The 19,715-nt window shown below is 65.1% G+C and carries 17 protein-coding genes and 1 other RNA gene; 13 read left to right on the forward strand and 5 right to left on the reverse strand.

The window, feature by feature from the left end:
- Positions 1 to 145 precede the first annotated feature (145 nt).
- The 6 genes from BJD12_RS10645 (at position 146) to BJD12_RS10670 (ending at position 6,727) form a co-directional block, all read left to right on the forward strand.
- Positions 146 to 1,249, forward strand: a complete 1,104-nt coding sequence (locus BJD12_RS10645; RefSeq protein WP_039424630.1) for an AI-2E family transporter — start codon at positions 146 to 148, stop codon at positions 1,247 to 1,249.
- Positions 1,250 to 1,370: 121 nt separating this feature from the next.
- On the forward strand, positions 1,371 to 2,108 hold the full coding sequence (locus tag BJD12_RS10650; RefSeq protein WP_005989292.1) for an HAD family hydrolase: 738 nt from the start codon (positions 1,371 to 1,373) through the stop codon (positions 2,106 to 2,108).
- A 39-nt stretch (positions 2,109 to 2,147) separates the two neighbouring features.
- The gene (locus BJD12_RS10655; RefSeq protein ID WP_005989294.1) at positions 2,148 to 3,518 is read left to right on the forward strand and encodes a leucyl aminopeptidase family protein; all 1,371 of its coding nucleotides are present in this window, start codon (positions 2,148 to 2,150) and stop codon (positions 3,516 to 3,518) included.
- Between the two features lie 172 nt (positions 3,519 to 3,690).
- Positions 3,691 to 4,224 carry a hypothetical protein gene (locus BJD12_RS10660; RefSeq protein ID WP_201765698.1) on the forward strand — a complete coding sequence of 178 codons (534 nt, stop codon included), beginning with the start codon at positions 3,691 to 3,693 and terminating at the stop codon, positions 4,222 to 4,224.
- An 878-nt stretch (positions 4,225 to 5,102) separates the two neighbouring features.
- Positions 5,103 to 6,188 (forward strand): catalase family peroxidase, encoded by a 1,086-nt coding sequence (locus BJD12_RS10665; protein ID WP_042827688.1) that lies wholly within the window; start codon positions 5,103 to 5,105, stop codon positions 6,186 to 6,188.
- Complete coding sequence (locus tag BJD12_RS10670; RefSeq protein WP_005989300.1) at positions 6,185 to 6,727, forward strand: cytochrome b; 543 nt, start codon at positions 6,185 to 6,187, stop codon at positions 6,725 to 6,727. Before BJD12_RS10665 ends, BJD12_RS10670 begins: the two co-directional genes overlap by 4 nt.
- 349 nt (positions 6,728 to 7,076) lie before the next feature.
- Here BJD12_RS10670 and BJD12_RS10675 read toward each other — a convergent pair whose 3' ends face one another.
- Together BJD12_RS10675 and BJD12_RS10680 are read right to left on the reverse strand one after the other, a co-directional pair.
- Positions 7,077 to 7,865 (reverse strand): ThuA domain-containing protein, encoded by a 789-nt coding sequence (locus BJD12_RS10675; protein ID WP_005989302.1) that lies wholly within the window; start codon positions 7,863 to 7,865, stop codon positions 7,077 to 7,079.
- A 340-nt stretch (positions 7,866 to 8,205) separates the two neighbouring features.
- Complete coding sequence (locus BJD12_RS10680; RefSeq protein ID WP_005989303.1) at positions 8,206 to 8,808, reverse strand: response regulator transcription factor; 603 nt, start codon at positions 8,806 to 8,808, stop codon at positions 8,206 to 8,208.
- A gap of 183 nt (positions 8,809 to 8,991) precedes the next feature.
- Between BJD12_RS10680 and BJD12_RS10685 the strand changes: the two genes are divergently transcribed.
- Positions 8,992 to 9,064: non-coding RNA, sX9 sRNA (locus tag BJD12_RS10685), on the forward strand.
- Between the two features lie 4 nt (positions 9,065 to 9,068).
- Here the strand turns inward: BJD12_RS10685 and BJD12_RS10690 are convergent.
- A complete protein-coding gene (locus tag BJD12_RS10690) occupies positions 9,069 to 10,250 on the reverse strand; it encodes a sensor histidine kinase (protein WP_005989305.1) in 1,182 nt (393 codons plus the stop codon).
- A gap of 449 nt (positions 10,251 to 10,699) precedes the next feature.
- Here BJD12_RS10690 and BJD12_RS10695 point away from each other — a divergent pair, with 449 nt between their 5' ends.
- From BJD12_RS10695 to BJD12_RS10715, 5 genes are all read left to right on the forward strand, one after another.
- Positions 10,700 to 11,944 carry an efflux RND transporter periplasmic adaptor subunit gene (locus tag BJD12_RS10695; protein WP_005989306.1) on the forward strand — a complete coding sequence of 415 codons (1,245 nt, stop codon included), beginning with the start codon at positions 10,700 to 10,702 and terminating at the stop codon, positions 11,942 to 11,944.
- A gap of 379 nt (positions 11,945 to 12,323) precedes the next feature.
- Positions 12,324 to 13,013 carry an ABC transporter ATP-binding protein gene (locus BJD12_RS10700; protein WP_042827689.1) on the forward strand — a complete coding sequence of 230 codons (690 nt, stop codon included), beginning with the start codon at positions 12,324 to 12,326 and terminating at the stop codon, positions 13,011 to 13,013.
- Between the two features lie 12 nt (positions 13,014 to 13,025).
- Complete coding sequence (locus BJD12_RS10705; protein WP_005989308.1) at positions 13,026 to 14,186, forward strand: ABC transporter permease; 1,161 nt, start codon at positions 13,026 to 13,028, stop codon at positions 14,184 to 14,186.
- A 7-nt stretch (positions 14,187 to 14,193) separates the two neighbouring features.
- A complete protein-coding gene (locus BJD12_RS10710) occupies positions 14,194 to 15,519 on the forward strand; it encodes an ABC transporter permease (protein ID WP_425480567.1) in 1,326 nt (441 codons plus the stop codon).
- Positions 15,520 to 15,786: 267 nt separating this feature from the next.
- Positions 15,787 to 16,902: an alpha/beta hydrolase family protein gene (locus BJD12_RS10715; RefSeq protein WP_005989310.1), complete on the forward strand. Its 1,116-nt coding sequence runs from the start codon at positions 15,787 to 15,789 to the stop codon at positions 16,900 to 16,902.
- Positions 16,903 to 16,947: 45 nt separating this feature from the next.
- Here the strand turns inward: BJD12_RS10715 and rarD are convergent, their stop codons facing one another.
- Both rarD and yedA read right to left on the reverse strand, forming a co-directional pair.
- Entirely contained in the window at positions 16,948 to 17,865 is a 918-nt protein-coding gene (gene rarD, locus BJD12_RS10720; RefSeq protein ID WP_005989311.1) for an EamA family transporter RarD, read from the reverse strand.
- The gene (yedA, locus tag BJD12_RS10725; protein WP_039423877.1) at positions 17,862 to 18,758 is read right to left on the reverse strand and encodes a drug/metabolite exporter YedA; all 897 of its coding nucleotides are present in this window, start codon (positions 18,756 to 18,758) and stop codon (positions 17,862 to 17,864) included. The genes rarD and yedA overlap by 4 nt, the downstream gene beginning before the upstream one ends.
- A gap of 496 nt (positions 18,759 to 19,254) precedes the next feature.
- Between yedA and BJD12_RS10730 the strand changes: the two genes are divergently transcribed.
- Positions 19,255 to 19,650, forward strand: coding sequence for a Rap1a/Tai family immunity protein (locus BJD12_RS10730; protein WP_005989315.1), 396 nt, complete (start codon positions 19,255 to 19,257; stop codon positions 19,648 to 19,650).
- Positions 19,651 to 19,715 lie beyond the last annotated feature (65 nt).

Consider the following 19,715-nt stretch of genomic DNA (forward strand, 5'->3'; position numbering starts at 1 on the left):
CTCATTGCGTCGTCAGTGACGGTTGAGGTCGCCAGTAGTTCGCTCAGGCGCTGACGCGATGCGCACGGCGCCTGTGCACGCCGTTGACGCATTGTGCTGATAATGGCCACCGCTGGCAGCACGCCAGTCTGCCGTCAGGGCGCGCATGTCTCTCCCCGTTGAATCTTTGGATGCCGCCATCGCGGTAGATCCGCTTCCGCCACCGGCACCGCGCCCGCGCGCACCAGCGTCACTGGTGGTCTTGGCGACCCTGGCCGTGGGTTACACGTTATGGGCCGCACAGACGATCATCCTGCCGGTGATGCTAGCCGCGTTCTTCGCACTGATCGGCAACCCCATTCTGCGCGGCTTGCGCAAGCTCTACATTCCGCGCTTTCTCGGCGCCTTGCTGGTGCTATGCCTGGGCTTGGCCGGCACCGTCACCTTGGCGGCGCAGTTGGCCGGCCCTGCCGCCGAATGGGTGCAACAGGCGCCGCGCCAGATGCGCCAGATCGCACGCGACGTGCGCGACTTCACCAAGCCGATGATGCAGGCCAATCAGGCGGCGGAAAACTTTGCACGCGCCGCAGGTGGCGAAGGCCAACGCGGTGTGCAGATCGTGCGCACGCAGATGGACGACCCGTACAAGGCACTGGTGCGTACACCCAAGCTGGCCGCCTCCGTGCTTGCGGTGGTGCTGCTGACGTTTTTCTTCATGGTCTATGGCGAGAGCCTGCAACGGCATGCAATTGCATTGCTGCCCAATCGGCAGCAACAACGCTTCACCACCGAGATCATGCTGGACATCGAGCGTGAGGTCTCGCGGTATGTGCTCACCATCAGTGTGATCAACACGCTGGTGGGCCTGATTTTTGCCGGGATCTTGTATGTGCTGCAGATTCCGCTGCCCGAGGCGCTGCTATGGGGCACGGTGGTGGCGCTGTTGAATTTTGCGCCGTATGTGGGTCCGCTGATCGGCGTGATGCTGATGCTGTTGATGGGGTTTGTGGAATTCCACACCCCGTTATCGGCGATGCTGCCGGCGATCCTGTATCTGGCGCTGCACACCATCGAAGGCCAGGTGGTCACCCCGATCGTGCTGGGCCGGCGCATGGCGATCTCACCGTTGATGCTGATCCTGGCGCTGATGCTGTTCGGCTGGCTGTGGGGCATGGTCGGCTTGTTACTCGCGGTGCCGCTGTTGGTGTGCATCAAGATGGTGCTGAGCCGGGTGGAAGGCATGCAGCGCTGGGCCAGGCTGCTTGAGTAGCCGGGAATCAGGAGTTGGGAATCGGGAATCGCAAGAGCAGTGACGCTATCCGCAGCTGCGCTGCTCTACCGATGCACTACTCCGATTCCCCATTCCCGCGTAACGGCCGTAAAATCAGACAATGAGCTTTCTTGTCCGCGCCATCACTCTCGACCTCGACGATACGTTGTGGCCGTTCGCACCGATCGGTGCGCGCATCGATCAGGTGCTGTACGACTGGATGCGCGAGCACAGCCCGGTCACGGCCGAGCGGTTTCCAGTGACGGCGATGCGCGAGCTGCGTGAGCGCAGCTTTGCCGACAACCCGCACCTGCATCACGACCTCAGCGCGCTGCGCCGGTTGACCCTGGAAATGGCCTTGCGCGAAAGCGGCGGCGATCTGGCGCTGCTAGAACCGGCCTATGAGGTGTTCTACGCCGCGCGCAACCAGGTGGAATGCTATCCGGATGCGCTGGACGCACTGGCGCGCATCGCCGCGCATGTGCCGGTGGCCGCGCTCAGCAACGGCAATGCCGATCTGCAACGTATCGGCCTGATGCACCACTTCGCATTTCAGTTGGGCTCGCGCGAACACGGCAGCGCCAAGCCGGATGCGAGCATTTTTCTGGCCGCGTGCGCGCGTCTGGACGTTCCGCCCGCACAGGTGCTGCATGTGGGCGACCATATCCGGATGGACGTGCTGGGCGCGCTGGATGCCGGCTTGCGTGCTTGCTGGATCAATCGCGATGGCGCGGTGTGGTCACACCCCACCCAGCAGCCGGACCTGGAGTTCGACAGCATGACCGGGCTGGCCGACTGGCTGGACGCGCAGCAACCGCACCCGGGCGCCGCGCGCGACGGCATCTGCATTCCCGCCTGAGTTCAACCCAACGGCGCACACCGCCATTGAAGGATGTCCATGTCGCACCTCACCGGTTTCACCGATCCCGCCGCCGCCGCGCTGCCGCTGTATGTGCTCGACCGTGAGGGCTTTGTGCGCTGGTGCGCCGAGCAACCCACGCGGGTGTTGGCATGGGCGCAGGCGCAGCGGTTCGATGCCTCACCCGGTAGCGTATTGTTGCTGCCCGGCGAGCAAGGCCTGGCAGGCGCGATTGTCGGTGTCGGCGACCGCGCCGATGCATATGCCTACGCGCATGCACCGATGGCGCTGCCGCCCGCCAGCCGCTGGAGGCTGGCCAACAGCCTGAGCGATGCCGAGCTGGCATTGCTGCATCTGGGCTGGGGGCTGGGCGCCTATCGCTTCGCGCGGTATCGCAAGGTGCCGCGCGCACCGGCCGAGTTGGCGGCCACGCCCTCGGCTGCCACGCGTGCAGTGATCGCGGCCTGCCTGCAGGTGCGCGACTGGGTCAATACGCCGACCGAGGACATGGGTCCGCAGCAACTGGAAGACGCTGCCCGAGCCGTGGCGCAGATGCATGGCGCACAGGTCGAGGCAATCGTGGGCGATGCGTTGCTGGCGCAGAACTTCCCCACCATCCATGCGGTCGGCCGCGCCTCGCATCGCGCGCCGCGGCTGATCCAGCTGCAATGGGGCGATGCCGCGCATCCGCATCTGGTGCTGGTCGGCAAGGGCGTGTGCTTCGACACCGGCGGGCTGGATCTCAAGCCTGCCGATGGCATGCGCAACATGAAAAAGGACATGGGCGGCGCAGCGCATGCGCTGGCACTGGCCGGTTTGGTGATGGCGCAGCAGTTGCCGGTGCGCCTGACGCTGCTCATTGCGGCGGTGGAAAATGCGGTGGGCCCGGATGCGTTTCGCCCGGGCGAGGTCATCACCACACGCGCCGGTGTCACGGTGGAAGTGGACAACACCGATGCCGAAGGCCGCCTGGTGCTGTGCGATGCACTCAGCTATGCCACCGAACAACGCCCGGACCTGATTCTGGATTTCGCCACGCTCACCGGCGCCGCGCGCATCGCGCTGGGCCCGGACCTGCCGGCATTGTTCGCCAACGACGATGCGCTGGCGCAAGCCTGGATCAGCGCCGGCGAGCAGACCCGCGACCCGGTCTGGCGCATGCCGTTGTGGCGCCCGTACCTGCGCTATCTCAACAGCCACGTGGCCGACATGGCCAATGCCGGCTCGCGCATGGCCGGTGCGGTCACCGCCGCGCTGTATCTGGAGCGCTTCGTGGCACCGGGGCAACAGTGGGCGCACCTGGACGTCTACGCATGGAACGACAGCGACCGCCCCGGCCGCCCTGCCGGCGGCGAGGCGCTGGCGCTGCGCTCGGCGTTTGCGATGCTGCAGCAGCGCTACGGCAGCTGAGTGCGATAGCGTTGCAAGCAGGCGTTTCGCTCGACCGGTGGGTCTAGGATTGACTGGCGGTGTCCGGGTTGTTTCTCAACTCGGACGTCGCGTTCAAACTCTGGCCAGGCCTGGCCCGATCTGATCATGGTCAGACCAAAGCGAGCCGCTTCAACCAAGGCAATGAACACGTATGTACCGACTGGGACATCTGGAAGACGGGCAGTGGCGCGCTCACTCGCATCCGGCGGTCTTCGAATCTACAGACCGCATCGTGGCAGGCGTTCCCGGCGGGGATCCTGCAATTTTCGAGCGTCTGACCGAGTGCATGGAGCCGCCATACTACTTGCTGTATGTGCTTCACACATCGCGTGGAGAGGCACAACCAGGCCGCTACCAAACTCCCGCACTACAGCGTTCTGATGTCAAAGCATTCCTCGCACGGTTTGGCGCATTTCTTTCCGCAGATGCGCGCTATGACCTGTGGGCGCATTCGCCTACTAGCCAAGCGACGGTGGTATGGGACCGCCACAACCAGTTATTTGCCTACGGCCCGCTCGTGCAGTTTTCGACAACCTTGCAGGCGATGGGTTTCACCCGTGGGAAGACCGTGGTTCCAATACCGCACGAACATCACTATCGCCCTGAGTTTGACCCATTGGCCGAAGAACTCCTGACGATGTTCGATTGGTCGTTTTCACCGCTTCGCAGCGAAGATGCGCAATGAACGAGGGTCGGATTAGCGAAATTCTCTCGTCCCAGTACCGCTTGGCTAATTAAGGCGTTAGATCTCATTGAGTGAGTTGCCTACAACGGCTGATATACGTAGGCGCGCACGCGCCTTCGCCATGGCCCCCAATGATCCGGTTGCCGCCGCAGCGGTCGCTCAAAAATCAAACATCCCTGGTACCGGTGTCAGGCGCTGTCGCGTGCCGCCAGATTCTCCTCTGGTACTAAACGCGCGGCCCTTCTCAATGCAGCTATCGATGCGGCATGCGAACAAAACGAACCGAATCGCGTCGAGACCGTTGCTTCCTGGCCGGTCTTGGTCATGGCCGACGTGTCGACTGAGCAAGCTGCAGATGTAATTCGTCAGCTACGTGGCATCGCCGAAACTGAGCCACACAGCCTTCGCCGCGCATGCACTGCAGGCGCTTGCGCGCTGCGCTACCACTGTGCCGGAGCTTCTCGGATTGATCGACCCGACACTAGCTACGGCCATCCTTGGCGGAGGTGGCCCGCGCATGGACCGCATCATCCGTGACGCCTTCGAATTGGTCAGAACTATTAACCCGGAACTGCTCTACAGCTTGGCTCTCCAGCACAAGGCGAATCAGCAACAAAGAAACTCCTAGCGTCTACTTGAGACGCCACGGGCCTCTGGGCTAATGCCTATCAGCACTAAATCTATTGAGTTCCGTTGATGCCTGCAGTGGGATATGCGCATCGCGCTAGGCCTCCAAGCACCGTGTGCCCATCACGCGCCCAAGGCAGCCTCTTCCGGATGATGCGACATCAGGCGTGCTCGACTGCGGCATTGAAGGCATGCCGTGCGACAGTGAGCACGCCGCCTACTGCCCATTGCACCCAAGACCGGAGCCAGCCATGACGTTGCCACCTCCCTCGACCCCACGCAGCCCCGTGCTGCCATTGCTGGGGATTGCCGCGATTGCCGGCGGCGTTGCGCTCGCGTTTGCCTGGACCGCCGGATGGATCGGCGGCGAGAGGCTCACCGCCGCACGCATGACCGACACCATCGAATCCAGCGGGCCGCCGCATCCGGGCTTCCGCCGTGCGCATACCAAGGGCGTGTGCGTGAGCGGGCAGTTCCAGTCCAGCGGCAAGGCGACCTGGGTGTCGGCGGCGCGCATCTTCAGCCAGGCCAGCACACCGGTATTGGGACGCATGTCGATCGGCGGCGGCGACCCGCACGGTGCCGATGGCGCGGCGCGCGTGCGCAGCATGGCGCTGCTGTTGCGCAGCGACGATGGGCAGGAATGGCGTACCGCGATGAACAGCTTTCCGTTCTTCGTGGTGGCGACCCCGGCCGGCTTTCAGGCCTTGAATGTGGCCTCCAAGCCGGACCCTGCCACCGGCAAACCGGATCCGGAAAAACTCGCAGCGTTCGGCAAGCAGTACCCGGAGGCGGCCAAATTCCAGCAGTGGGCCAAGACCGCATCGTGGTCGGATAGCTGGGCCAACACGCAGTACAACGGCGTCAATGCGTTCCGTGCGATCGCAGCGGATGGACGCGAGCGCTACATCCGCTGGTCGATGCGCCCGCATACGCCGTTCAAGGAGTTGAGCGCCGAACAGCGCAAACAAGCCGATGGCGATTTTTTGGCCACCGACCTGGACGCGCGCCTGGCGCAGGGGCCGCTACGTTGGGACATGGTGCTGACCGTGGCCGAGCCGGGCGACCCGGTGGATGACCCCTCGCAACCCTGGCCGGCCAATCGCAAACAGATCGTGGCCGGTACGCTGTCGCTGGACCGCGCGCAACCGCAGGCCAACGGCCCGTGCCGCGATCTCAACTATGACCCGTTGATTCTGCCCAAGGGCCTTGCCGCCTCCAATGACCCGATCCTGGCGGCGCGCTCGTCGGTGTATTCGCAATCGTTCAACCGGCGCGAGCATGAGATCGCCAACGGCACGGGCAGCGCTGCCACCGGCCAGGGAGCACATCAATGAGCCGCCGTACCCACTTCAACCTGCCCGCGCGCGTGCTGCATTGGCTGATGGCCGCGATGATCCTGACCATGCTGTTCGTCGGCGTGGGCATGGTGGCCTCGGTGACGCAGCGGCCATGGTTGATCGATCTGCACCGCCCGCTGGGTATCGCGATCTTGATCCTGGCGGTGCTGCGCCTGATCAACCGCCTGCGCAATCGGCCGCCGGCATTGCCTGCGGATTTGCCTGCCTGGCAGAAGGCCGCCGCGATCGCCTCGCACTGGCTGCTGTATGCGTTGATGCTGGGCATGCCGCTGATCGGCTGGGCGATGTTGTCGGCCGGCGGCTACCCGATTGTGTTATGGCCCGGCGCAAACCTGCCGGCGATCGCCCCGCACGACCCGGCGCTGTACGCGTGGCTACGCACGGCGCATAGCTGGTTGGCGTATCTATTGTTCGCCGCCGTGCTGGGGCATCTGAGCACAGCGCTGTTCCACGCGTGGGTGCGACGCGACGGCGTGTTTTCCAGCATGGCGCGTGGGGAGCGCTCTGCACGTTGATGGGTTTGGGTTGATCGTGAATTGATGGAAAGCTCTAGAGCTCGGCAGTGACCGGCTGCGCGCAGCGACAGCGCCAAGGGCCCTTCTTCCGCCGGGAGAAGGGCCCCGCAGGGCGGGTGAGGGGACGGATGGAGCGTATTGCCGCTGCCACACACGTGGCTTCGCTTCGCCTGTCCCCTCACCCTCACCCTCACCCTCACCCTCACCCTCACCCTCTCCCTCTCCCTTGGGAGAGGGGCTTTATCAAGCGGCGTACTTCGGTTGGCAGAGTGCTGCGCACCCAGCCTTGCGCTCTGCATTGACGCGGCGCGGCTCAACTCGTCCTGCATGTGTACAGAAGCACCATGGCTCAGCGGGCGCGTTTTGCCTTTGTCGCAGATTCCGGCGCTGCGATGCCCTTGCCGGTCGCCGCCCAATAAATCCCGCCGTACACATGCTCCAGATAGCGCGGGTCGTTGTACGCCTCGGCCTGGTGGCCTAGCGCCGTTGCGAAGACGCGGCCGCCTTCGAAGTGGTGATACCACGCCACCGGGTGCTGTTTGCCCATGCCCTTGGCGACCTGGCCCGGCCAGATCAGGGTGGGGTCGTAGCTGGTTTCATCCACCGTGAGTAGCGTGACCAGATCGTCGCTGTAGGGCGGGTCGTATTCGTACCACTCATCGCTCCACACCCAGCGCTTGGGCAGGCCCGCAGTGGCGGGGAAATTGGCGTCCACCACATCGACCATCGCTGTCTGCAGGTAAGGATGAGTGCGGAACGAGCGGCCGATCATGTGGTCGTACCACTCCCAGTCGCCGCGCTTGATCGCAAACGCCTTGTGCACCGCGACCACGCCACCGCCGTTGCGCACGTAGTTTTGGAAGTTGGCCCGCTGGGCCGGATCCAGATCGGTAGCCGGGGTATTGAGCAACACGATGGCCGCGTATTGCGACAGATCGCCGTCGAAAGCCTTGGCATTCCATGCCCACACAATTTCGACGTAATGCTTTCGCGCCATCGCCTCGAACTGCGGCTTGGCTACGGGGATGTAATCGTGGTGATACTGGTTGGGAATGGCCGCCACCAGAATCTTGAATTGCTCGGCCGATGCATTGAATGCGCAGATCAGCAGCAAGCCCAACAGCCACACAGATTTCATGCAGTTACTCGTGATGGTGACGATCACTGGGCAGTGTACCTGCGCGGCGGCGGCATGCCTTCGCACGCATTTGGAATAGCTGTAGAGCGCATGGGCGAGGCAAGCCACTGCGTGTCGACGCGATCGCAAAGCACGCATTGCATGCAACGCCACAGTGGGCTTGCTTACACGATGCCGCACGCACGCGCACGAGATGATGGTTGCAGTGCGGCGGCCAACCCCTGGCAGGACCATGGTGATTGAATGCCCTGGCCGCGCCCGCTTTGCGATCAGCAGCAGTGTGCAGATGGCGCAAGCAAACACGCCGATGGCGATCACGTACCCCGGCGTCCGCCAGCAGTTACAACCAACCTTTCTGCCGCGCCAACCGATACGCTTCGATGCGATTGGCCACGCCCAACTTGCCGATGCATTCGGACAGGTAATTGCGCACGGTGCCGTGCGAGAGCTGCAACTGCTGTGCGATCTCGCTGGCCGAGCGGCCTTCGCCCGCCAGCCGCAGCACCGTGCGTTCGCGCTCGCTCAAGGGGTCCGCTTCCACCCATGCATCGATGGCCAGTTGCGGGTCGATCACCCGGCCGCCGCGCTGCACCTGACGCAGCGCATCGACCAACTGTTCGGCCGGCGCGTCCTTGAGCAGATAGCCCGCCACGCCGGCATCGAGCGCACGACGCAAAAAACCTGGGCGCGCAAACGTGGTGACGATCATCACCCGCACCGGCAGCGCCTGGCGCTGGATCCGCTGCGCCAGCTCCAGCCCGGTCAGACCCGGCATCTCGATATCGGTGACCAGCACATCCGGCTGCAGCCGCTGCAGCTCGCGCCATGCGCTTTCGCCATCGCCAGCGCTGCCGACCACGGCGATGTCGTCTTCCAGCCCGAGCAGGGCCACCAGCGCGCCGCGCAGCAGGGCTTGGTCTTCGGCCAGCAATACCCGGATCATTGGTCGCGCTCGCATGCATGCAACGGTTGCGCACGATAGCAGCGCCGATGCGTGTCGTGCACTTGGTCGTGCACTTGGTCGTGCACTTGGTCGTGCACTTGGCCGCGCAATCTGCCAGGACACCTAGAGCGGCCAACGCACCAATTGTGCAACCGCCAGGCGTGGCGCGCGGCTCGGTGCAGCCTGCCACTCGGACACTGCGGTTCCTGCATGCTGTCCACATCGCCCGACGATTGCCCGCTATGTTTGGTTGGCCGCTTTCAATGCGATTGCGGCACGACCGGCAACGGCGCTGTCGCTGAAACAGTTGCCTGGCGCGGCAACGGCAGGCTTGCGCGCAGCCGCATGCCGCGTGGCAGGGCTTGGACATCCAGCGCGCCGCCCAGACCATGCAAGCGCGTGCGCATGCCATCCAGGCCGTTGCCGGGCACGATCACGCCACCGCGTCCGTCGTCGGTGATTTCCAGTACTGCCTGCTCGCCCTGCGCGCGCAACTGCACACGCACGCGCTTTGCCTGCGAGTGGCGCTGCACATTGGTGGCCGCTTCGCGTACCACCAGCGCAAGCGCGGTCTCATGTTCGGGCGGCAGGGGCAGGGTCTCCAGTTGCTGTTCCAGCGCAATACCGTCCAGGTCCAGCAGCACCCGCGCCGAGGCCAGCTCGGCCACCAGCCCGGCGGCACGGATGCCGGTGACCGCGCGCCGCACTTGCGCAAGTGCATCGCGCGAGATCTGCGCCACTGCATCGATTTCACTGCGCGCCGCCTGCGGATCGCGCTCGATCAGGCGCGCAGCCAGATCGGATTTGAGCGCCACCAGCGACAAGGTGTGGCCGAGCAGATCGTGCAGATCGCGGCCGATGCGCTCGCGCTCGGCAGTGGCCGCCAGTCGGCGGACCTCATCCTGCGATAACCGCAACAGCGCATCCTTGCGTTCGTTGATGCTGTACACCGCGCCGACCGCAGCCATGCCCAGTACCGATACAGGCAACCACACCAGCGATTGCAGGCGCATCCCCAGCCAATGCGCCCAGCCCAGGTACAACACATTCATCAGCAGCAGCATGGCGAAGTGGCGCCACACCGCGTGCCGCGTCGGCGGGCGCAGGCTCAGGCAGGCGAACACGAAATAGCTGACGCCCGCCGAATAGATCGGCAGCAACGCGGCACTCAGCATGCCCATCGCCCAGGCATAGCGGTACAAGGTGCCGCGTGGCGCGAGCAGCATGCGCGCGTACAACAGCAGGAACAGCGGGTAGGACGCCAGTGTGCACAGCAACCAGGTGTTGTCGTAGCCACGCGCGGAAAACACCGGCACCACGAAGACCCAGGCCGACCACAGCAGATGCACAGTATCCATCCACGGTGACTGGCCCTGTGCCAGCCGCGCGGCAACCTGCGAATTGGCGGCGGGGCGAAGCCATGCGGGAAACCGGAGGCGCATCAGCGAAGGTCCGTGTGGGTGAGCGGATTCTGCCACTGCCGGGCCCGCCTGCGCGCGGCACGTGGCAGGACACTACAGGCGAGCGACCTCATGCGTCTGCATGCACCGTCAACCGTTGCCGCGGCACCGATGCCTGCTGGTGCCGATACCTGTGGGCGCGGGCGGTGCAGTTGCAGTTGCAGTTGCAGTCGGAGCATGCCGATGTCGCGTGGCCGGAGAGCCATCAGCATCGGCAGTGGCGCCGATGGCGCACAGTCGCCGCTGTCATGCACTTCAGGTGACAGCTGTCACTGGTGAGCGTGCCCGCGCTCGCCGCATGCTGCGCAGCACCTCGCAGCCGCTTCGGTCGCGTGACCGTTCGTCGCCCCGCTGCGATTGGTGACTTCCGGCAGCTTGCAGCGCGCCCTGCAGGCGGTCACATTCTGCGCAGCCTTCTGTCCTGGTTATCGATGAACACATCCGCCGATCTGCTCAAGCAACTCCGCATCGACCGCCAGCGTCCTGCCACGCCGCCGCCCACGCGCCGCGGCGGCTGGATCATTGCCGCCATTGTCATCGTCATCGTGCTGGCCGCCTCCGCGTGGTGGTTCACGCGCCGCCCGGTGGTGAAGGTGCAGACCGCGCCGGTGGTGGCGATCAGTGCCGGCAGCAGCAGCGCTTCGGTACTGGATGCTTCGGGTTATGTGGTGGCGCGGCGCATGGCCACGGTGTCGGCGCAGGTCACCGGCAAGGTGCGTGAAGTGATGATCGAAGAAGGCATGCGCGTCGAACAGGGCCAGGTCATGGCCACGCTGGACCCGCTGGATGCCGATGCGCAGCGCACCTTGTCGGCCTCGCAATTGTCGGCCGCGCGCAGCCAGGTCGACAACATGCAGGCGCAACTGGCCGTGGCCAACGCCGATGCTGCGCGCCTGCGGTCGCTGGTGGGCGCGCAACTGGTTTCTCGGTCGCAGTACGAACAGGCCACCGCACAGCGCAATGCCTTGCGTGCGCAGTTGCAGAATGCACAACGCAACGTGCAGGTCGCCTCGGACCAGCTTGCCATCGCGGGCATCCGCTCGGACTTCAACGTGGTGCGCGCACCGTTTGCCGGTGTAGTCACCGCCAAGGCGGCGCAGCCGGGCGAAATCGTCTCGCCGTTGTCGGCCGGCGGCGGTTTCACGCGCACCGGTATCGGCACCATCGTGGACATGGAATCGCTGGAAATCGAGGTGGAAGTGGGCGAGTCCTACATCGGCCGCGTGCAGCCGAAGATGCCGGTGGAAGCCGTGCTCAATGCCTATCCTGAGTGGAAGATTCCCGGCGAAGTGATCGCCATCATCCCCACCGCCGACCGCGGCAAGGCCACGGTGAAGGTGCGCGTGGCGCTCAAGCTCAAGGACCCGCGCATCGTGCCGGAAATGGGCGTGCGGGTGAGCTTTCTGGAACAGGCCAAACCGCAGGAAGCCGCCAAGCCGCAGGGCGTGCGGGTGCCGGCCGCCGCACTGGTGGAACGCGAGGCGCGCACGGTCGCGTTTGTGGTTGGCGAGCGCAACACGGTCAGCGCGCATGCCGTCACTACTGGCATGGTGATGGGCGAAGACAGGCAGGTGCTGTCGGGCCTGACTGCAGGCGATAGCGTGGTGCTCAATCCGCCGCAAGAATTGAAGGAAGGCGACAGCGTGGCCGAAGCAGAACCGGACGCTGCCGAGTAACGAAGAACCAAAGACAGCGCAGGCAGCGCCACTGCTTAGGGGAGCACGGCAGGCGCGTCGAGGAAAACGGTAGATGTGCTGGCGCCTGCGCCGCACTGCGACGAACGCGTTTGAAACGGAGTAAAGCGATCTCGATCACGGCAGCGCATGCGCCATCGCGATGTTCTTCAGCATCACCTCAACCGTTGTAGAAGCGCACGCATTTCAGTCGTTGATGGCGCGTGCGGCGCGTTGCCGCAGTCACGGTCGATGACCTGCAAGCAGCACGCAAGCTCCACCGCACACCACCTCGTCGTGTCACTGCAGCGCCGCATCAGACGTCCGCAGTCGCTCTGCCGCACCGCTGTTATCTCTTCCCATTGCACCGCCAGGAGTCGCCATGTCTGCTCTCGTCAGTTTGCGCAACATCACCAAAACCTACCAACGCGGCCCGGAGCAGGTGCAGGTGCTGCACGGCATCGACCTGGAAATTGCCGCGGGCGATTTCGTTGCGTTGATGGGTCCGTCCGGTTCGGGCAAGACCACCTTGCTCAATCTGATCGGCGGGCTCGACACCCCCAGCGGTGGCGAGATCGAAATCGAAGGCGAGCGCATCGACCGCATGAGTGGTGGGCAGCTCGCCACCTGGCGCAGCCATCACGTCGGCTTCGTGTTTCAGTTCTACAACCTGATGCCGATGCTCACCGCGCAGAAGAACGTGGAGCTGCCATTGCTGCTCACCTCGCTCAATGCCGCGCAGCGCAAACACAATGCAGAAATCGCCTTGACCCTGATCGGCCTGCAGGAGCGCCGCAACCACAAGCCCAGCGAGTTGTCCGGCGGGCAGCAGCAACGCGTGGCGATTGCGCGCGCGATTGTCTCCGACCCTACCTTCCTGATTTGCGACGAGCCCACCGGCGATCTGGACCGCCACAACGCCGAAGAAATCCTGTGCCTGCTGCAGGAACTCAATCGCGAACACGGCAAGACCATCGTGATGGTCACCCATGACCCCAAGGCCGCCGAGTACGCCACCCACACCATCCACCTGGACAAGGGCGAGCTGGCCGATGCGCCGCTTGCACTGTAAGGGAGCGCGGCCATGAAGTATCTCTCGTTGGTGTGGGCCCAGTTGTTCCGCAGCAGGACCCGCACCCTGCTGACCTTACTCTCGGTGGTGGCGGCGTTTTTATTGTTCGGCATGCTCGATTCGGTGCGTGTGGCCTTCACCTCCGGCGGCAGCGTCAGCGGCGTGGATCGGCTGGTGGTGGCCTCGCGTTTGTCGATCACCCAATCGTTGCCGATCAATCTGGAATCGCAGATCCGCAGCGTGCCGGGCGTGCGCGATGTGACCTCGGCGATGTGGTTCGGTGGCATCTACCGCGACCCGAAGAACTTCTTTCCGAACTTTTCGGTGGCGCCCAATTTCTTCGATGTCTACAGCGAATACCAATTGCCCAAGGACCAGCTCAAAGCCTTGCAGACCACCCGCACTGGCGCGGTGGTCGGCGAAAGCCTCGCCAAGGAAAATGGCTGGAAGATCGGCGACACCATCCCGCTGCAGGCGACCATCTTTCCACGCGGCGGCAGCAACGACTGGCCGCTGAAACTGGTCGGCATCTTCCGCATGAAAGACCGCACGTTGGCCGCCAACCAGGAACGCCAGTTGATGATGAACTGGAAATACTTCGACGAGTCCAATGACTACATCAAGAGCAAGGTCAGCTGGTACACGGTGACGCTGCGCAATCCCGACCAGGCCTCGCGCGTGGCGCAGGCGATCGATGCGCTGTCGGCCAACTCCGATCATGAAACCAAATCGCAAACCGAATCGGCGTTCCAGCAGGCCTTCGTCAAACAGTTTGCCGATATCGGCTTGATCGTCACCTCGATCATGGCTGCGGTGTTTTTTACCTTGCTGCTGCTCACCGGCAACACCATGGCCCAGGCCGTGCGCGAGCGCATCCCGGAGCTGGCCACGCTGAAGACGCTGGGCTTTCAGGACCGCACCGTGCTGAGTCTGGTGATGGTGGAATCGATGTTGCTGATCGGCCTGGGTGGCCTGATCGGCATGGGGCTCGCGGCGCTGGTGATCCCGGCCGTGGCAGCACGCAGCGGTGGCCTGATGCCAACGCAAAGCGTGCCGCTGCAGACCTGGTTGGTGGCCTTTGGGCTGATGGCCGGCATCGGCATCGTGGTGGGTGTGCTGCCGGCGTTACGCGCGCAGCGCTTGAAGATCGTCGATGCCCTCGCCGGCCGCTGACAGGAGCATGCACATGCAACGCAAATGGAAAGACCGTGGCATCAACCTGCTGTCGATCTTGCTGCTGGCGATCGGACTGGCTGCCTGGATCGCACTGCCGTGGATGCTGCTGCTGCCGATCGGCGGATTACTGGCGGTGTGGCTGGTGGTCACGCGCAGTGGCCGGCTTTCGCTGGCCGCCGCGCGCATCGGCATCGCCACCTTGCCGCAACGCTGGGGGTCCAGCTCGGTGATCGTGGTCGGCATTGCCGGCGTGGTCGGCGTGTTGGTGGCGATGCTGGCGATGGGCCAAGGGTTTCAGGCCACGCTCAACAGCACCGGCGACGACACTACCGCGATCGTCCTGCGCGGCGGTTCGCAGGCGGAGACCAACTCGGTGATCACCCGCGATCTGGTGCCGCTGATCAGCAGTCTGCCCGGCATCGCCGCCGATGCCAACGGCCGCCCGACGCTGTCGCCGGAACTCTCGCAAGTGGTCAATATCGCCTCCCGCTCCGATGGCACCGACGTCAACGCGCAGTTGCGTGGCGTGGGCGAACAGGCCTGGGCGGTGCATGACAAGGTCAAGATCGTGCAAGGCCGCCGCTTCACCACCGGCCTGCGCGAGATGGTCGTGGGCAAGGGCGCCCTGAACCAGTTCCGCGGGTTGGAGCTGGGCAAGACGCTCACGCTCGGCAGCCAGCAGTGGACCGTCGTGGGCGTGTTCGCCTCCGGCGATGCGCACGATTCGGAGCTGTGGACCGACGCGCAGACCCTGGCCACCACCTACAACCGCAGCGCCTATCAGTCCATCAGCGTGCGCACCAGTGGCAAGGCCGGCTTCGCCCAGTTCAAGACCGCCATGGCCGCCGACCCGCGGCTCAAACTGGATGTGGAAACCACGCGCGCCTACTACGGCAAACAAGGTGGCGGCTTGAACAAGTTGATCAGCATCCTGGGCACGGTGATCGGCGCGATCATGGCGGTGGGCGCGGTGTTCGGCGCGCTCAACACCATGTATGCGGCGGTGGCCACGCGCGCGCGCGAGATCGCCACCATGCGTGCGATCGGGTTTCGCGGCACGCCGGTGATCATGGCGCTGATGCTGGAAACCATGTTGCTGGCACTGCTGGGCGGGCTGCTGGGGGGGCTGATCGCCTGGGCGGTGTTCAATGGCTACACGGTCTCCACGCTGGGCAACAATTTCAGCCAGGTGGTGTTCCAGTTCAAGGTGTCACCGGAGCTGCTGTGGAGCGGCTTGAAGTGGGCGCTGGGCATTGGCCTGGTCGGCGGGCTGTTCCCGGCACTGCGCGCGGCGCGGTTGCCGATCACCACCGCATTGCGTGAGGTGTAGGCAGCCCAGTGGGCTGCCGGGATTTGGGATTTGGGAGTGGGGAGCGGGAATTCGTAGCAACAAAGCGCGATGCCGGTGGCGGCGGCCTCGTGGAGGATCCGAGTTCTTGCGGGTGTTGGGCCGCCGGGACCCGGCACCGCCGCCCGCCGCTACCTGCAGTAACTGAACATAGTGCAGGCTGTCATCGTTTTGTCACCGCAGTGAGGTAGATGCGCGGGCTTGGCAGGCCGTAGCCTGCTCGGCCGTTCGATTCAACGATATACCGCCATGAAGCGCCTGTTTCTGCTGGCCTGCGCCTGCCTGTGGCTGGCCGGCTGTTCTTCGTCCTCCACCTCGCTCAGCGAGCGCCTGGTCGCGCCCGGTGGCGTGTCGCCGTTGCTGGACGAAGAACGCATCGCCGCCACCATCGCCACCGTGCCCAGCCGCAGCGGCCACGTGACCACGCGTGATCAGGTGCCGATCTTCTGGCGTGCGATCGATCCGGGCCAATACGCCATGCATTACCGCTACCTGGGCCAGCGCAACGACGCGGCGCATGCGCTGGATGTGGACTTCAGCTTCAGTGTCCCGCGCGTGCCGGCGCCGGCGCCGCGTGGCACCGTCGTCTTGCTGCACGGCTGGATGATGGACGGCGATTCGCTGCTGCCGTGGTCGCTGCAACTGGCACAGGCTGGCTACCGGGTGATCACCATCGATCTGCGCAACCACGGCCATTCCGGCGGTGGGCCGTCGGGCTATGGCACACGCGAATCCGACGATGTGATCGACGTCATCAACGCATTGCAGCCGCGCGGCGAGATCCACGGGCCGCTGTACCTGTTCGGCATTTCCTACGGTGCGGCCACCGCGCTGTTCACCGCCGACAAACTCGGCCCGCGCGTGGCCGGCGTGGTGGCGATGGAATCCTTCGCCAATGCCGGGCGCGGCATCCGCGACATGGTGCCGCACCTGCTGACCAGCCAGCCCAGCGGCTGGCGCGGGCAGGCGGTGGCGGCGTACGCACGCTGGCGCTATGCCGACCAGAATCTGGATGCGGTGATCGCCGCCGCCGACACCCAGCTCAAGCTGGATCTTGACCATGTCGATGTGACGCAGGCGCTAGCCGACACGCGCAGCTGCGTGCTGCTGCTGCATGGCGATGCCGATCAACACATTCCGGTGGCGCATGGCCGCGCCCTGGCGCTGGCCAGCACCCGCGCGCATTACGTCGAATTGCGCGGCGAAAATCATCTGAGCCTGCCGCTGCGGTTGGACCTGCTCGGCGCACCGATCGACCAATGGCTGGCACAGGTTCAACAGGCCCCCGACCACTGCCCCGCTCCGCAGGCCCTGCCGGCCTCCACGCTGGCGGTTGCGATGCCGGTACCGGTGCCCAGTAGCTGATCGTTGCACGCGCTGCTTCCTTCGCACAGACGCAGCCCGGCGCGCTCAGCGCACCGCCAGCGGCTGCCGCGCGCGCAACACGCTATCGCCGACAAACAGCAGCAGCCCGACCCAGATCGCAGCGAATCCGATCGCGCGCCCCTGGTCGAACGGCTCATGGAAGAACCACACGCCCAGCAACAGCTGCAGGCTCGGCCCGATGTACTGCAGGATGCCCACCAGCGACAGCGGGATGCGCCGCACGCCGTATGCAAATCCGATCAGCGGCACCGCCGTCACCACGCCACCGAAGATCAGCAGCAGATCGGTGCGCAGATCCCAGCCACTGAAGAATGCGCCGCCATGGCCCTGCTCACCCCATGCCGCCAGCAGCAGTGCCGGCACGAACAGGTACACGCTTTCCACGCCCAGGCCGGCCACCGGGTCCACCGCCACCAGCTTGCGCAGCAACCCGTAGAGTCCGAACGAGACCGCCAGCCCCAGCGCAATCCACGGCGGCGCACCGGCATCGATGGTCAGCCACAGCACGCCAATTGCCGCGCACGCCACCGCCAGCCACTGGATGCCGCGCAGGCGTTCTTTCAGCACCAGCACGCCCAGCAACACGCTCAGCAAGGGGTTGATGAAGTAGCCCAGGCTGGCTTCGATCACATGCCCGGCATTGATGGCCCAGATATACAGGCCCCAATTGAAGGCGATCGCCACGCTGCTGGCGGCCAGCATCCACAGCGCGCGTGGCTGCGCAGCAATCGTGCGCCACCAGCGCAGGCCCGAGCTCGCCACCAGCCACACAACCACCAGCACCGCGCTCCACACGATGCGGTGCGCGATGATCTGCAGCGACGGCACCACCTTGAGCAGGTGCCAGTACAGCGGCACCAGGCCCCAGATCACAAAGCTCGCGGCGGTCATCAGCAGACCGCGCCGCGCTTCCACCGCCGACACCGGCACAGCCGCGCTCATCGTCGCGCCCTGGCCAGGGTGACCACCAGCACGCCGCCCAGAATCACCGCCATCGCGCCGATATCGTGCGCGGTGAACTGCTCATGCCCCAGCCACGCACCCAACGCCACCGCAATCACCGGATTGACGTAGGCATAGCTGCCGGCCAGCGCCGGGCGCACGTGGTGCAGCAGCCACACATAGGCGGTGAATGCCACGATCGAGCCGAACACGCACAGGTACGCCACCGCCATCAGGCCATGCGGCGTTGGCCAGGCCTGCGGGCGCTCGCCGATCAGCAGGCCAGTGCTGACCAGCAGCACGCCACCGCACAGCATCTGCCCGGCGGCGGTCATGAAGGGCGATGGCAGATCGCGTCCGCGCGACCACACCGAACCGAATGCCCAGCCGATCGGTGCGATCAGCAGCAACACCAATCCCCCCGGCGTTGCAGTGAGACTACTGCCGGCATTGAGCCACACCACGCCCAGAAATCCGATCACGATGCCCAGCCATTCGCCGCCGCTGGCGTGCTGCCCGCGCAAGGCGCCGAACAAGGCCATCCACAACGGCACCGACGCCACCGCCGTGGCCGCCAGGCCCGAGGACACATTGCGCTCTGCCAGCACCACCATGCCGTTGCCCAGTAGCAGCAACGCCGCGCCCATCAAGGCCACGTTCTTCCACTGCGCACGCGTCGGTGCTGCCACACCGCGCCAACGCAGCACGCTGTAGAGCACGCTGCCGGCAATGATGAAGCGCGAACCGGACACCATCGTCAGCGGCTGCGCGCCGCCTTCCAGCGCAAAGCGGATTGCCAGATAGGTCGAGCCCCAGACCACATAGACCAGCAGCAACGCAACAACAACCAACCCGCTGCGCGCAGGCGCGGCAGCGCCGTGAGAGGAAGACATCGGAACAGAGCCAAGTGCAGCGGAAGCCGCCATTCTAGCTAGAGCACCCGCCCAAGCCCAAAGACGGCTGAAGCCACGAGGCAAGCACGCACCAGACGCAAGGATGGCATTCGGCGGCACCGCGGCAGCCCTGGCGCGATGATGGACGACGGCCACATCTGTTCGGCCGCGACGCAAGAGCCGGTGCAAGGTGCGATGTGGAGCTGCACAGGGAGTGCAACTTCGGCGTCGCCATGCCCATGCCGAGCACCGGCCGCGCGTGCTGCTCGTCGCGCACTCTTTGTGCTGGCCGCTCTAAAGCGACTACCAAAACATCGCGAGTACTCGCGAGGCCGCTGTGGACGGCGCCCAGATCCGAAATGTACGACTGGTCCATGCTGGCGGCACCCGCCTGCCGGTGCGCACGCTGGTTTGTGTGCGGGCCTTGTCGTTGCCTACATGCGCTTCGGCCGCCTTGCGCGCTATGGTGCAGCTTATCCCTCGTTCCGGAGCGCAGATGCAGCGTCGCCTTCCCTGGCTGGCCATGGCCGCCCTGATCGTCCTCTCCACCGCGGCAACGGCACGCACCCTAGAGCCGTGGGAACTCAGCGGACGCAAATTGATCGAGGCCGGGCTGGATGGCTCGCTGGCGCCAGAGATCGATGCGCCGCACCAGCCCGAACTCAAGGTCATGGTCTCGGCCAGCCGCGCCGGCGCCTATGTGCTCGGCGTGGCCAGCACCAGCTATCGCACGCAATGGTGCATGCCTGCGGGCAAGCAAGGCCCGCCGGACCTGCAGCCGATCATAGCCGACCTGACCGCGCTACCCGATGCGCGCCTGGACGAAGCAGCTCCCGGCCTGATCGTCGAGGCGCTGCGCAAGCGCTATCCATGTGGCAAACGCACGCCGTAAAACCGCAGCCGCTGCTCCGCGCCCTGGCGGCTGGATGCGCTGGGCACGGCCATCGCCAATGATTC

This window comes from Xanthomonas vesicatoria ATCC 35937 (genome assembly GCF_001908725.1).
Classification (GTDB): Bacteria; Pseudomonadota; Gammaproteobacteria; order Xanthomonadales; family Xanthomonadaceae; genus Xanthomonas; species Xanthomonas vesicatoria.

Coding starts and splice junctions, on each gene's coding strand:
- rarD (WP_005989311.1), bottom strand. CDS start 17,865: ATGAGCGCGGCTGTGCCGGTGTCGGCGGTGGAAGCGCGGCGCGGTCTG.
- BJD12_RS10700 (WP_042827689.1), top strand. CDS start 12,324: ATGTCTGCTCTCGTCAGTTTGCGCAACATCACCAAAACCTACCAACGC.
- BJD12_RS10695 (WP_005989306.1), top strand. CDS start 10,700: ATGAACACATCCGCCGATCTGCTCAAGCAACTCCGCATCGACCGCCAG.
- BJD12_RS10715 (WP_005989310.1), top strand. CDS start 15,787: ATGAAGCGCCTGTTTCTGCTGGCCTGCGCCTGCCTGTGGCTGGCCGGC.
- BJD12_RS10665 (WP_042827688.1), top strand. CDS start 5,103: ATGACGTTGCCACCTCCCTCGACCCCACGCAGCCCCGTGCTGCCATTG.
- BJD12_RS10710 (WP_425480567.1), top strand. CDS start 14,194: ATGCACATGCAACGCAAATGGAAAGACCGTGGCATCAACCTGCTGTCG.
- BJD12_RS10645 (WP_039424630.1), top strand. CDS start 146: ATGTCTCTCCCCGTTGAATCTTTGGATGCCGCCATCGCGGTAGATCCG.
- BJD12_RS10730 (WP_005989315.1), top strand. CDS start 19,255: ATGCAGCGTCGCCTTCCCTGGCTGGCCATGGCCGCCCTGATCGTCCTC.
- BJD12_RS10690 (WP_005989305.1), bottom strand. CDS start 10,250: ATGCGCCTCCGGTTTCCCGCATGGCTTCGCCCCGCCGCCAATTCGCAG.
- BJD12_RS10670 (WP_005989300.1), top strand. CDS start 6,185: ATGAGCCGCCGTACCCACTTCAACCTGCCCGCGCGCGTGCTGCATTGG.
- BJD12_RS10680 (WP_005989303.1), bottom strand. CDS start 8,808: ATGATCCGGGTATTGCTGGCCGAAGACCAAGCCCTGCTGCGCGGCGCG.
- BJD12_RS10660 (WP_201765698.1), top strand. CDS start 3,691: ATGTACCGACTGGGACATCTGGAAGACGGGCAGTGGCGCGCTCACTCG.
- yedA (WP_039423877.1), bottom strand. CDS start 18,758: ATGTCTTCCTCTCACGGCGCTGCCGCGCCTGCGCGCAGCGGGTTGGTT.
- BJD12_RS10675 (WP_005989302.1), bottom strand. CDS start 7,865: ATGAAATCTGTGTGGCTGTTGGGCTTGCTGCTGATCTGCGCATTCAAT.
- BJD12_RS10655 (WP_005989294.1), top strand. CDS start 2,148: ATGTCGCACCTCACCGGTTTCACCGATCCCGCCGCCGCCGCGCTGCCG.
- BJD12_RS10650 (WP_005989292.1), top strand. CDS start 1,371: ATGAGCTTTCTTGTCCGCGCCATCACTCTCGACCTCGACGATACGTTG.
- BJD12_RS10705 (WP_005989308.1), top strand. CDS start 13,026: ATGAAGTATCTCTCGTTGGTGTGGGCCCAGTTGTTCCGCAGCAGGACC.